14 protein-coding genes and 1 pseudogene are annotated in these 13,176 nt (G+C 36.2%); 5 read left to right on the forward strand and 10 right to left on the reverse strand.

All coding sequences use genetic code 11. The features are described 5' to 3' along the window. Positions 1-59: 59 nt before the first annotated feature. Positions 60-302: a hypothetical protein gene (locus LBYS11_RS21465; protein ID WP_004231701.1), complete on the forward strand. Its 243-nt coding sequence runs from the start codon at positions 60-62 to the stop codon at positions 300-302. Between the two features lie 48 nt (positions 303-350). Here LBYS11_RS21465 and LBYS11_RS21470 read toward each other — a convergent pair whose 3' ends face one another. From LBYS11_RS21470 to LBYS11_RS21505, 8 genes are all read right to left on the reverse strand, one after another. Further along, positions 351-509: a DUF1540 domain-containing protein gene (locus LBYS11_RS21470; protein WP_004231699.1), complete on the reverse strand. Its 159-nt coding sequence runs from the start codon at positions 507-509 to the stop codon at positions 351-353. Between the two features lie 96 nt (positions 510-605). Beyond that, entirely contained in the window at positions 606-1,490 is an 885-nt protein-coding gene (locus LBYS11_RS21475; RefSeq protein ID WP_054549674.1) for a helix-turn-helix transcriptional regulator, read from the reverse strand. A 69-nt stretch (positions 1,491-1,559) separates the two neighbouring features. Further along, the gene (locus LBYS11_RS21480) at positions 1,560-2,816 is read right to left on the reverse strand and encodes an erythromycin esterase family protein (protein ID WP_103118949.1); all 1,257 of its coding nucleotides are present in this window, start codon (positions 2,814-2,816) and stop codon (positions 1,560-1,562) included. A gap of 18 nt (positions 2,817-2,834) precedes the next feature. Then, complete coding sequence (locus tag LBYS11_RS21485) at positions 2,835-3,572, reverse strand: ABC transporter permease (protein WP_066037953.1); 738 nt, start codon at positions 3,570-3,572, stop codon at positions 2,835-2,837. Next, positions 3,572-4,282, reverse strand: coding sequence for an ABC transporter permease (locus LBYS11_RS21490; RefSeq protein ID WP_054549677.1), 711 nt, complete (start codon positions 4,280-4,282; stop codon positions 3,572-3,574). Before LBYS11_RS21490 ends, LBYS11_RS21485 begins: the two co-directional genes overlap by 1 nt. Then, positions 4,279-5,190, reverse strand: coding sequence for an ABC transporter ATP-binding protein (locus tag LBYS11_RS21495; RefSeq protein WP_103118950.1), 912 nt, complete (start codon positions 5,188-5,190; stop codon positions 4,279-4,281). Before LBYS11_RS21495 ends, LBYS11_RS21490 begins: the two co-directional genes overlap by 4 nt. A 110-nt stretch (positions 5,191-5,300) precedes the next feature. Beyond that, on the reverse strand, positions 5,301-6,674 hold the full coding sequence (locus LBYS11_RS21500; RefSeq protein ID WP_103118951.1) for a HAMP domain-containing sensor histidine kinase: 1,374 nt from the start codon (positions 6,672-6,674) through the stop codon (positions 5,301-5,303). After that, positions 6,671-7,339 carry a response regulator transcription factor gene (locus LBYS11_RS21505; protein ID WP_103118952.1) on the reverse strand — a complete coding sequence of 223 codons (669 nt, stop codon included), beginning with the start codon at positions 7,337-7,339 and terminating at the stop codon, positions 6,671-6,673. The genes LBYS11_RS21500 and LBYS11_RS21505 overlap by 4 nt, the downstream gene beginning before the upstream one ends. A gap of 424 nt (positions 7,340-7,763) precedes the next feature. Between LBYS11_RS21505 and LBYS11_RS21510 the strand changes: the two are divergent. Next, positions 7,764-8,641: pseudogene (locus LBYS11_RS21510) on the forward strand (LysR family transcriptional regulator). A gap of 56 nt (positions 8,642-8,697) precedes the next feature. Here LBYS11_RS21510 and LBYS11_RS21515 read toward each other — a convergent pair. Further along, positions 8,698-9,138, reverse strand: coding sequence for a VOC family protein (locus LBYS11_RS21515; RefSeq protein WP_103118953.1), 441 nt, complete (start codon positions 9,136-9,138; stop codon positions 8,698-8,700). Between the two features lie 332 nt (positions 9,139-9,470). On the opposite strand from LBYS11_RS21515, the gene LBYS11_RS21520 reads away from it, so the two are divergent. Then, a complete protein-coding gene (locus LBYS11_RS21520) occupies positions 9,471-10,316 on the forward strand; it encodes an aldo/keto reductase (RefSeq protein WP_016992626.1) in 846 nt (281 codons plus the stop codon). Between the two features lie 56 nt (positions 10,317-10,372). On the opposite strand, the gene LBYS11_RS21525 is transcribed toward LBYS11_RS21520, so the two are convergent. Then, positions 10,373-10,756 (reverse strand): winged helix-turn-helix transcriptional regulator, encoded by a 384-nt coding sequence (locus LBYS11_RS21525; protein ID WP_016992625.1) that lies wholly within the window; start codon positions 10,754-10,756, stop codon positions 10,373-10,375. 110 nt (positions 10,757-10,866) lie between these two features. On the opposite strand from LBYS11_RS21525, the gene LBYS11_RS21530 reads away from it, so the two are divergent. Together LBYS11_RS21530 and LBYS11_RS21535 are read left to right on the forward strand one after the other, a co-directional pair. Continuing rightward, positions 10,867-12,051: an MFS transporter gene (locus tag LBYS11_RS21530; RefSeq protein WP_054549682.1), complete on the forward strand. Its 1,185-nt coding sequence runs from the start codon at positions 10,867-10,869 to the stop codon at positions 12,049-12,051. Positions 12,052-12,209: 158 nt separating this feature from the next. Next, positions 12,210-13,160 carry an ABC transporter substrate-binding protein gene (locus tag LBYS11_RS21535; RefSeq protein WP_066037947.1) on the forward strand — a complete coding sequence of 317 codons (951 nt, stop codon included), beginning with the start codon at positions 12,210-12,212 and terminating at the stop codon, positions 13,158-13,160. Positions 13,161-13,176: the final 16 nt, after the last annotated feature.

The following is a 13,176-nucleotide window of genomic DNA, read 5'->3' on the forward strand; positions in this document are numbered from 1 at the left end:
AAACCTTATTGTAGCTCATATAATTAGACATCATAAATTGGTTCAATAAGGAGGATTCAATGCAATCTGAGAAATTGCGACTAAGGAAGATTCAACGTCTTGCATATGAAATTATGGATGAGATGCACAAAGAAAAGCATCGCACAGAGATGCACAAATTAATTCCGATTATTGATAACTTGTCGCGGGCAATTGGGGATTTAACAGATTCTGTTGGTAAATACTCACTGGATTATGTAGAAGAAAAAGTAAAAAATGCCCATGCTCTTTTATTTAACAAAGAAAAGGTAGATATTTATTAATAAAGACAGGGAAAAAGGGTAACCATATACATGGCTACCCTTTTGGCATTAATGCGTTTCAGGTTCGAATGTTTTACAGTCTGTTTCCTCACTGTTGGAAGCATGTTGTCCCTTTTGGCTGACAACATAAATTTTTTCAGCTGTGCATTTGTTACCAGAATCCCAAAATGTGCAGTTATTGACTTCACAAAGAATTTCTTGTGCCATCGTCTCACACCTCCTCCTTGTTATCTTTAACAAATTAGAGGTAATCAATACGTTATTCAAAAAAGTCATCTCGCACTTTTGTCAGTGCTGTCTGATTCACTCCATACTGAAGTCTAGATTAGTAGGATGATTTGATAAATGTTCCTGCGTAAGCATATTTGTTGAGGGTACCTTGTTGTCAACTTCTTCAAAACGGAAGCCATCTGCCCAGACTTTACCCGAACCAATTAGTAACACACCAAAATAAATGGAATTACCTTCTTCAGGTACGTCTAAGACAATAGAATAATGATTCCATTCAGTAGAACCTGTCACAGGGCGTTGATCCATATTATCAAATTGAATCGTATCTCCTGTACCATTGTCAATACTCATCCATGCACCACACTTTGTTGCATCTGCCGTCTTTAAGTAGCATGACATTTTCAAGCGTTTCCCTTTATAGTCAGCTGCCTGAAAACCCTGCATCATTGTAGCAAATTGACCATGATTTGCTGAGGCAGTTGTGGAATACAATACTCCTGAACGCTTCCCTGAATGAAATACCTTGTCATCTGTATGAAATTTATACAATTCAGGATTAGCACCACTCAACACCCAACCTTTAACCTGTTCAACTGTTTCCATGTAATGTTCCTCCTCCATCATATTTAATGATTGCATTACTTTTCGATACTTCCCTGGTGGTAAAGCATAAACTTCTTTAAAGGCTCTTGTAAAAGCCTCTTGTGATTGAAACTGAAGTGTAACAGCAATCGTTAATATCGATACATTAGAGTACATCAAATAACTCGCTGCCATAGCTAGCCGACGTATACGAATATATTCACCAATCGTAATTCCCGTTTCTTGCTTAAAAATTCGGCTTAGATGGTACTTCGAATAGCCAGCAGTATTAGGAAGACATTCAAAAGAAATTTCCTCCATCAATTGCTCCTCGATATAGGCAATAGTTCTTTGTGTCGCTTGACTATACTCCATGTTACTCACCTCATCTTTATCATAATGGAGAAGGAAACAGATTTTTTGATGGAGGTTGCTAAATTTAGCTTAATCAATTATTTTTGTTGGTGTTGCTTCTTGCACAACGATGAGACCATCATAAGCTTCCTTAGGTGTCATTTTAATGGTGTACAGCATTTGTGTCAGCTTATACCACGGACGAAAATCATCGCCGATATTGCCCATTCTTTGCTTTTTGGAAAGAATATTCGCCAGCTCCTTCGATTGTTTGGCAGCTTCAAAATCCACATAAAAGATGTTATTATCAATGTCACTAAAGGCATCCACTAAAGCATTGTGATGCTTAATCGTATATTCCTTTCGTGCTCCAGACCCATTTTGTGCCTGGAATGTATTTTTCACAAAGTCTGTGCCAATCGCAAAATATTGATCTTTATATATCTCACTTAAATAATGCCCCATCGATTGATAGCCTGCCATCGTAGCAGAAGTTTTCTCAATATGACCATTATGAGCAGACATTAATACTTTATCATGACCTTGTGTTGCTTCATATTCAACAATCCATTGTAAATTTTCAGCTAAATATTCGTCCCGTAAATTCATATAATTACCATCATTTAAAAATAATTGCGTACGCTGCTTCATAATTTGCGCATATTGAACAGCAAATGCGAATTCATCCTTTGAAGATTTTTGCTCATACATCGCTTTGTTTGATTGTAAATCGTTGATTATTGTATCAATCGTTTTATCAAGCTCAAGTAGCTGACTATCCGATAAATCTCTCATCGTTTTGTTGGAAACATGCTCTAGCTTAGTCGTGAATTTTCGTGCATTGTCAGCATGTACCTTGGCGTAAAAATCAAGTAACCCCTTTTTGCTGTAATCATAGCGTTGCATATCATTTCCATAAAAATAAATTTTCTCTTGATCATCAACTGTCTGATTATAGTCATGCATCCACTGCACAAACTCTACCATTTGTTCAGTTTTGTAGATGCCATAGTCTAACGCTTTTATAGCTTCCTCCGCCGTTCCGACACCGTTTTCGATAAATTGATTTATCTGTTGGGCCCCACCAAAATCTCCTTCTAAAACGAAAACATGGACATTTTCATTTTTTATCATCGCTTCAAATACATCTTTTTTTAATGTTTGAAATTCGATATTGCCATGTGTTGCTTCCCCAAAACCAATAATTTTTACATCATCAGGAATGTTGATATCTTTAATTTCATTCGTATATTGTGCGGCATCTTTTACGGCCTCTCTCTGTCCACATCCTACTAAAGCTACTAATAGCATCGATGCAGTTAAAAAACGTAAGCTACGTTTCAGCATTCTCATTCTCCTTTTAGCTTAAATAGATTTTCGCTGGAAATAGTAATATCCTCCGAGGAAAAATACGATGAATCCGCCACCTACTACGGTTAACAATTGCTCCCACGGTACAAAGAATACATCGTCTGTATTGCCCCCTATATACATCATCGAAAAGGGTTGTGCCCAAGGATAATACGGACCAATTCTTTCAGAATTCACTGCTAAAATTGATGGTAAAGTAAATATGACATTAACAGCAAATGGAGCAGCAAAGCTTTTAAACATAATGGACATCCACAATTGCAAGGCTACTAATGGCAGTGTCGCTACCCAGCCTCCTACTATGCTTTTCCAAACAATCTCCATAGGAAAAGAATCTGTATAGCCTTTTACCATCCCAACAGCAAAGACCGAGCCTAAATACAATATCTGCATTGCTAAAACAAGCAGCATAATCAATATGTATTTAGCTACAAATACTTTCCCTCTTGTTACTGGTAATGCTAAAAGTTGCTTCCATCCACCAGACTGATGTTCATACCTACAAATAAGACTGGTAAAAACACCAGAAATAAGAGGTAAAAATAATAGAGCATATGTTAAATTCATCGAAAATAACGATATATACCACTCATTGATTTCAATCCCCTGCATGTTGTCCTCTAAATTAGCGGATAGTCCTATAAAAAGTCCAATCATGGGTCCTGCTAAAATAATTGGTACCATTTTTGATTTACGTAACTTAAACCACTCAGCTTGAAGTAAAGTAATCATTATTTCACGTCCCTTCTTGCAAAATCAACCATGCCGATAATATAGAGTAAGATACCAATTCCTACGCCTAATAAGACATTGATCACCGGCTCATTCCATTGGTTCATCAATGATGGCCATTTCCATATCATCCAATCTGGAAGAACATAGGAAGAATAGGAAAAAATCACCCCAAAAATGCCTACAGTTATAGGAATCCCTTGATTATGACTTACACTCGCTATCCACAATTGAAGTGCCAAGATAGGTAATGCTGCAAAAGCAGGGAAATAACTATATTTGGCTAGCTCCATGTAAGGTACCGTGTCACCTAATTCTAAAAACAGCCCGTAGCTCAGCGTAAAAAACATTAATAACGTTGAGGCGAAGAATAGTAAGATAGCTAACAACGTAAATTTAGACAAATACACGGTTAATTTCGAAACAGGTAATGCAATGAGCTGCTTCCAAGCATTGGTCTCATTTTCAATGCTTGCTATGAATGACGTAAGAATGGCAATACCCAAGACTATGGCAAGCGGTGTAAATGAATGCACATTTAATAAGAAATAGCCCCAATCATCCTCACTTTGCTGTAAGAGATAATCCTTTCTTACTCCATAATTGACCATTTGCAGAGCAACCACCCCTAAAGGGCCAATAAGCGTTAGAAGCCATAATCCTTTACGTTTGATTTTTAAGAAGTCAGCAGTTAATAGCTTTCCCATCATATCTCCTGTTCTCCCATCGTCATTTGGAGGAATATATCCTCCAATGAACGTTTCTCTTCCTCGACTCGGAATACCGATATACCTTCCTGAACAAGAACTTGGACAATATGAGCAACCTTTTCATCCGAGCACTCTTCTAAGAAAATCACACCACCCTGATAATCTGCCTTAATACCATTTGCTAATAAGAAGCGCCATCCTTTTTCACCATTGTTTACTTTAAAGGTAACCTTTGGTTGGGCAAATCGACGCATAGCCTCAATAGAATCTTGGAAAATTAATTTCCCTTTCGAAACAATCCCTACTTGTGTTGCCATTTGATCAATCTCTGATAATAAATGGCTGGAGATTATAATGGTCATGCCATATTCCTCTGGTAATCTTTTAATTAAATTACGAATCTCTATAATGCCTGAAGGATCTAGGCCATTCGTTGGTTCATCTAAAATAAGTAATTCAGGACTATGTAGTAAAGAAGCAGCAATACCAAGACGTTGCTTCATTCCTAAAGAGAAACCTTTGACCTTTTTATGGGCAGCTTCCTTCAAACGGACAATTTCCAAAACTTCATCGATTCGAGTTTTCGGTACACCTAGTATTTTTCTTAGTGCCTCTAGATTCTCATATGCTGTTAAATGTGGATAATAAGAAGGGTTTTCAACCAACGAACCAATCTTAGCTAAAATTTGGATACGTTCCTTCGTAATATTCTTTTCAAAGACTTTAATTGTTCCAGAAGATGGCTTCATTAAACCTAGAAGCATTCGAATTGTAGTCGTTTTACCTGCCCCATTCGGACCTAAAAATCCATATATTTCACCTTTGCGTATTTGCAAGTTCAAATTTGATACAGCTTGCTCTTTTCCAAAGCGTTTTGATAAGTTTTGTGTTTGTACGATATATTCCAATGTCCTCACCTCTTTAACTATCTTAAAAAGGGAAGTTTAAAAAAAGGTATGGGCTAAGTTTAAATTTTGTTTAAAAAATCATTTCTATCATAAAAAAATCTGCGAAGCATTTATTTCTCAAGCTTCGCAGATTTTTTTATGATAATTTTAGTACCAGAGTGATCGGAATGGATATCCCATTCAAGATGCATGCCCTTTATCATGACATCAACAATTGACAAGCCGATTCCGGCTCCCTTTGCATTCGACTCATTTTTCATCCCTTGACCATGATCCTCAACAATAAATGCTGTATAACACGCCGTCGATTCGGTTTTCACACTTATATATTTACCACTATTCGCGTGGCGCAGTACGTTTTGGAAAATATTATCAAATACTCTCCCTAACCATAATGGATCAACACGCCATTCAACAGGTTCAAATGACTGTAGCTCAATATCGATTGTAAAACCTTCTCGCTCGAAAACTGGATACCATGTCGTTAGATGTTCCCTTACAAATCGGATAACATTGATGTCTTTCGGTTCAAACTTATATTTACTTGCCATAAGCAATGTGTAGGACATCAAATTTTCAATTAAAGCATCAATATTCACTATGGATGTGTCCATAGCCTTTAATGCCTGCTTCCCTTCCTCAGATAACGCTTCTTTGCTAATTGTATAGGATTGAGCTCTTACCTTCGTTAAAGGTGTCCGTAAATCATGTGATAAATTAGCAATCAGTTCACGTCTTAGCTGTTCTTCCTTCTGTTGACGTTGTTTACTGTCTCGCAGTTCACAAACCATTCTGTTAAAACTATGCTCCAATTGCCCAATCTCATCTCGTTTTTTCACCTGAATTTCAATAGGTAGACCATCTACATCACGTATTTCCATCGCCTCTTGCAGATGTAATAGTCTTTTTCGAATTCCCTTGAAAAATAGAAGCGAAACTACAATAAAAAATAAAATAACTGCAATAACACCAAAAAATAAAAAGTTACCATAGTTATCATAGACCTTTATAAGTGGAGGATTAAATGCTACCCTTGAAATCTCTAATACAATAAAGCCATTTGATATATCATCACCTAAGAAGGCAATAACAGTAAATGGATCATCTCCATAACGTTCTTTTATAAATTGAGTTGTATAGGCTGGTGTCCATTTTGCTGGTAACTGATCCTTCACATTCCATGTAGTCAGTAAGTTCCCCTCTTCACTTACCCAAAACATAGAAGCCGTAGGAAATTGCTCTTGCCACTTTTGAAATAACTGCGTAATCGCATCATCTGTTGCATTGGTCATATTTTTAGCCTGTGCATGCCATTGCTCTTCAATATCACTTTCTACAAGTACTCCACTTGAAAAATCTCCTGTCCCTGTCTTTGTAATGCCTAATACGAAAATAGCAACACCCAGATAGGAGATTTGCACAATAGATATGGCTAATATAATAATGAGCATATATTTCGCTAATAATGATCGAAAAAATTTCATTGTTTCACCCTATAGCCAATGCCTCGGATTGTTTCAATAATCATAGGCTTTGCAGGATTGATTTCTATTTTTTCTCTTAAGTAACGAATATGCACCATGAGTGTTTTATCACCTTCTATATAGCTCTCACCCCAAACACCCTCATAGAGTTGTTCCTTCGTTAAAATTTGATTTAAATGACGAATAAAATACTGTAATAAATAAAATTGTTTTCCTGTCAAAAGAATTTCTTCTTCATCAATCGTATTGATTATTTGCATATCTTTCGTATAAATTTTAAGGTGCTGCAATGTCAGTACATCATCACTTTTTTGATATCTTCTTAATAATACTTCCAGTCTTGCTACGAGCTCATCAGGGTGAAATGGCTTTGTTAGGTAATCATCAGCAAAATGCAGCCCTTCAATTTTATCTTCAACAGCTGTTCGTGCTGATAACATTAGAATTGGCAGGTCTTTATTTTCCCGTTTAATTCTTTTACCTAAGGAGAAACCGTCCAATCCAGGTAGCATCACATCCAATATAGCAATATCTTTTGAGTTAATATGTTGCTCAAGCCCCTCCCCTGATTCCAGCCATGTCACGTCATAACCTCGTTCAGTTAATTCCTTGCTTACCCATTGTCCGATTTCTTTTTCATCTTCTATGTACAATATACGAATCAATGTTCAACCTCCTTGATACATTTAACTAAAATTAGAAATTTATAATTTCCATACATGGTTATTATAGGGGAACTGTTATTTATTTTCTTAGGAAATTCAAAAACGTTGATTTATTGAAAAAAGCAACTAATAAAAGTTGCTCTTTTATAGTATACGTTGCTACTTTATCAACTGCTTCAAATTCATTTAGAAAGGTGTAGGGAATCGGTATTACAAGGCAAGCCCCAAAGCATGCAAGAATCATATACTCCTAAGTTGAATTATTTTTTCATCGACGTTGCTCGCTTCACATTTAGGTGCTTGAAAAAAGAAACTTTACTTCTTTTTTCTTTGATAAATATGCTAACATGGCCCTAACTATATTAAAAATATTAGAGAAATATAATTTACTTAGGTTTTACCTATAATAGAGGGGTGTTTATGTTTGGATATAAGACAACTACGCTATTTTATAGCAATTGTGGAGGAAAAAAGATTTCTGCTGCGGCTGAAAGGTTACATATTTCTCAACCACCGTTAAGTCAGCATTTAAAAACGATGGAGGAAGAACTCGGTTCAAAGTTGGTAGAAAGGAGCGGCAAGTATTTTGAAGTAACTGAAGCGGGAAAGACATTATACAAATATGCGTTGCAGGTTGCACAATTAATGGAAGAGGCAGAAGCAGAGGTTAAGGATATTGGATTAGGCCTTCATGGTCGATTGACATTGGGCATTAATACATTTTCAGTAATTGAGCTACCTCAATTACTACAACAATTTCAACAATATTATCCAAAGGTGACTTATAAAATTCAACAAAACGAATCTTCTTATCTATGTAAATTAGTAAGAGACCGTATTGTAGAACTTGCCATCATTCGCTTACCTTTAGAATTAGATGATTTCTCTGTTCTTCATATGTACACTGAACCATTTTACTTTATACAATCCAAAAAATTCGACTTCTTAGAACACGATGTATCTTTAGTTGACATACAAAATTGGCCAATCCTTTTACCAAACACTGAAGGCTTAGGCGTACATTATTCGATATTAGAAGCATTTTCTCGCTTCCAGTTGCAGTCCCACATTGTTGGAGAATGCTCAGATACGGCACTGTTAATGAACTTGATTGCTGCTGGCTTTAGCTCCTCTATCGTACCTGAAACTATTTTAAAGCAATATGGAGATTTACCACTTCATACATACAAAATTCCATCAGCAGAATTATCCACCTCAGTAGGACTCGTATGGCTGAAGAATCATTATTTATCTAAAGCCGCTCAAAACTTTGTGGATTTAATGGGGAAGTATTATTGTTAACGATTAATAAAAAAGAGAACAAATTAGAAACGTTAGTTTGCTCTCTTTTTGAACAGTTATTGAATAATCAGCATATCATTCTCATCAAACTGCCACATGTCGCCATAGGCAACTTCCCAATAGTAGCCATTTGGATCTTGAAAATATCCACTATAGCCACCCCAAAATACAGTTACGGGCTCCTTAATAATTTCTGCACCCGCCTTTTTTGCTAATGCAAAGACTCGATCTACTTCTTCTTTTGATTTACCATTATAGGCAAGCGTGATTCCACCAAAGCCTTGGCTAATTTCTGGTGGATTGAATTCATTAATATCTTTGACTAAACGTTCAATTGGAAATAACGATATTTTTGTTCCTCCATTATTAAAGAACATGACATCGGGATTCGTCTCCTCTCCGTATACCACCACTTCAAAACCCAGTCCCTCTCGATAAAAATTTAGAGATTCCACCATATCTTTAACACCTAATGTAATTAAATTTAAACGATTCATCTTCAAAATCCCCTTTTTAAAGTATTACTACTTTAATTCTCTACCGAACGTATATTTCCTTTTATTACCGCAAGAAAAATATTTGTTTAATTGTCTCCAAAGCCTTTTGTAGACTACTCGATATTTTTTACTAGTAGTTAAGACCAATCAGGTGTGACATTTTTATTTAATCGTTCATCATCAATAAATATTTTTATTCCTCTAATCATTGCCAGCTCACAAAAGTTACCTCTACGTTTCTATGACACAAAAAAGTACGTACTTTTTTTGAGAGTTTATTAGCAGCATAATGAGTAAGCAATCCAATAATCACAAAACATGGAGGACTAAAAATGATTACTCATTTACAAGATACAATCACTTTAAATAATGGCCTACAAATGCCTGGTATGGGTTTAGGGGTTTTTCAAGTAGAAAATGACGCTACTGCAGAAATGGTTAAAAATGCTATCGAGGTTGGCTATCGAAGCATCGATACTGCTGCTATTTATGGCAATGAAGCAGGTGTAGGAGAAGGTATTAAACAAGCTCTAGCATCTACTGGCTTACGTCGTGAAGATTTATTTATCACATCTAAAGTATGGAACGATGGTTTAAGCTATGATGAAACAATTGCAGCATATGAAGAGAGCCTAAAAAAATTAGGATTAGATTATTTAGACCTTTATCTAATTCATTGGCCTGGTAAAGATAAATATGCTGAATCGTGGAAAGCACTTGAAGACTTATATGAACAAGGCAAGATCAAAGCAATCGGTGTATGTAACTTTACTGTGGCACACTTGGATAACTTATTATCATTTGCTCATATTAAACCTGTTGTGAACCAAGTGGAATTCCACCCACGCTTACAACAAGTGGAGCTTCGTTCATTCTGTGACAAGCACCAAATTCAACTTGAAGCATGGGCACCTTTAATGCAAGGTGGACTTCTTGAAGATGAAACAATTTCAAAAATCGCAACAAAATACGGAAAATCAAATGCTCAGGTTATTTTACGCTGGGATGTACAAAATGGAGTGATTACAATTCCAAAATCAGTACGTAGAGAGCGTATGATGCAAAACGCTGATATCTTTGACTTTACTTTAACAGACGAAGAAATGGCATTAATCAATGAGATGAATCGTGAACAACGTGTTGGACCAAATCCAGATGAATTTGACTTTGCTCTATAAGCATTAAAAAGAGGAAAGAGACTGTCTTGTATATGACAGTCTCTTTCTCCCCCTCATTATGATGTTTGCTGCATGGCAATATCATCATCACGTTGTTTTAACAGTACATCTTCACCTTTATCCTGTAATAATTCAACATGTTTTTCACCCCACGTACAAAGCATGTTCAGAATTGGTTCCATTCCTTGTCCATAGGCTGTTAATGAATATTCAACTTTTGGTGGTACTTGATTGAAGACCTTTCGATTGATTAACCCAGCCTGCTCCAGTTCCCTTAATTGGTTTGTGAGCATTTTTTGTGAAATACCTGGGATCAATCGTCGAAATTCGTTTGTTCGAATTTTACCATGGTGGTTTAAATGACAAAGAATAACTGGTTTCCATTTACCACCAATAACTTCTAGTGTAGCTTCAACACCAATATTATAAACTTTTTGCATCGTAAACCTCCTGTAATATCCAAAAGTAACTAAAAGTACTCTACATATCTTTTTGGTATGTATGAATATTACTACACATAATAAAAAAAATCAAAGGAGATAGTAGTAAAATGTCAAAATCAAAAAAGCCAAATGCTAAACTTACCTTACTAGCACTTGCTATTAGTGCATTTGGTATAGGGTCCACTGAATTTATCAGTGTCGGACTTTTACCATTAATTACAGATGACTTTGGTATTTCTCTTAGCACAGCTGGCTTAACCGTTTCTATATATGCACTAGGGGTAACTGTTGGGGCTCCCTTACTAACAGCTTTAACATCCCGCCTTAGTCGAAAAACCGTATTATTGCTTGTCATGTCCATTTTTATAGTGGGTAACCTAGCAGTCGCTTTAGCTCCTAATTTCGCATTACTATTAATCGGACGTATTATTTCAGCATTAGCACATGGTGTGTTTATGTCCATCGCTTCTGTTATAGCAGCAGATGTAGTGGAACCAAATAAACGAGCAAGTGCTATCGCCTTTATGTTTACTGGCTTAACATTGGCTACTGTAACAGGTGTCCCACTCGGTACATTTATTGGACAAGTAACAGATTGGCGTATGTCATTCATTTTTATTGTTGTCATTGGAATTGTCGGTTTAATTAGTAATGCATTTTTAGTACCTAGCCAATTATCGAAAGGCAACCCCATCTCTATCCGTGATATTGGCAAAGTATTAGGCAATATTCGAATGATCTTAATACTATTCATTACCGCAATTGGATACGGCGGTGCTTTTGTTGTCTACACATATGTTTCACCTATTTTAGAGCAATATATGGGGTATTCCCCACATACAGTCGTCATTATTCTAGTTGTCTATGGTATTTGTGTAGCTATCGGTAATACTCTTGGAGGTCATTTTGCTAATCATAATCCGCTACGTTCCATCTTTATTATTTTTGTTGGACTTGCATTGGCATTGCTTGGCATTGGCTTTACTCTTGAATCACCTATTATGGGATTAATAATGGTGCTGACAATGGGATTGTTCATGTTTATGAATGTCCCAGGATTGCAGCTATATGCTGTTCTACTATCTGAAAAATATATACCATCAGCAATTTCAATGGCCTCAGCATTGAATATTTCTGCTTTCAATATTGGCATATTTTTAGGCTCATATATCGGAGGCTTTATTATTCGCCACCAATCGTTGGCGCATACGCCTATATACGGATTCCTGATGGTTATGCTAGCTGCAATTGTTACACTTTTATGGTTACTTTTCGATAACAAAAAACAATAACTCTCTGAATTTCATTTTGTATAAAAAAGTAGTAGAGAATGTGTATTGTTTGTTGATATGTAGTATCCTATAATTTACTTGAACCAAACGAGAATGATTATCATTCTAATTTAAGGGAATACCCTTACTGTTTTAGTAAATCTATAGGAGTGAATAAAATGCGTAGAGGTCGATATTTTTCATTTGTAGTTTTCTTTGCACTTATATTCGTATTAGGTGCCTGTGGCTCAAATGAAGTAAAAGAGGATACAGCTACAGAAGAACAATCATCTAAAGATACAAGAATTGTAGAAGACGAGTTTGGAAAAGTAGAAATTCCTACAAATCCACAGCGTGTAGCTGCTATCTATTTGGAAGACTATTTAACTGCTTTGGATGTAAAACCCGTTGTGCAATGGTATCACCCATCTTGGGGAAAACAGGACTATTTAGGATTAGATGTTCCTGAGTTCGACATTACTGGTAGCATGGAAACATTATTACAAGCCAAGCCTGATTTAATCATTGTAGATGGTGCCGCGGACAAGGCAAAGTATGATGAATACTCAAAGGTAGCGCCTACTTACCGCTTGAAAGAAGATATTCTACAAGATCCACGTGAAATTGCGAAAACAATAGCTGATGTTTTAAATATTTCCGATAAAGCAAAAGAAATGGTTGATCAATATGAGCAACGTGTTTCCGATTTAAAAGCAAAACTAGATGAATCAATCGAAGACGAAACAGTTGCTGTTGTACGACTAAATGTAGCAGATAATACATTAGCGTTATTTGGTATTAAAAATCGCTACTCTGGCTATATTTACACAGAGACAGGCTTAACACCACATCCATTAGCCCGTGATATGACAGAGTTTCACGAGGTTTTATCAGAAGAGGCTATCACGGAATTAGATGCGGATCATATCATCCTTTTCCCTTCAAACGGAACATGGGAGTCTAAAGAAAACCAAGAAGCCATTAAATGGTTAGATAGTACACTATGGAAAACACTCCCTGCTGTAAAAAATGGGCATGTTTATATTGCTGATCGCACATATTGGCAATCTGGCGCAATCACAGCCAACTTGCTAAAGTATGATGATTTAGAGAAATGGTTCGTCAAATAATTTTCCAAAGAAAGCT

The sequence above is a fragment of the Lysinibacillus sp. YS11 genome, from assembly GCF_002896375.1.
Lineage (GTDB): Bacteria > Bacillota > Bacilli > Bacillales_A > Planococcaceae > Lysinibacillus > Lysinibacillus capsici.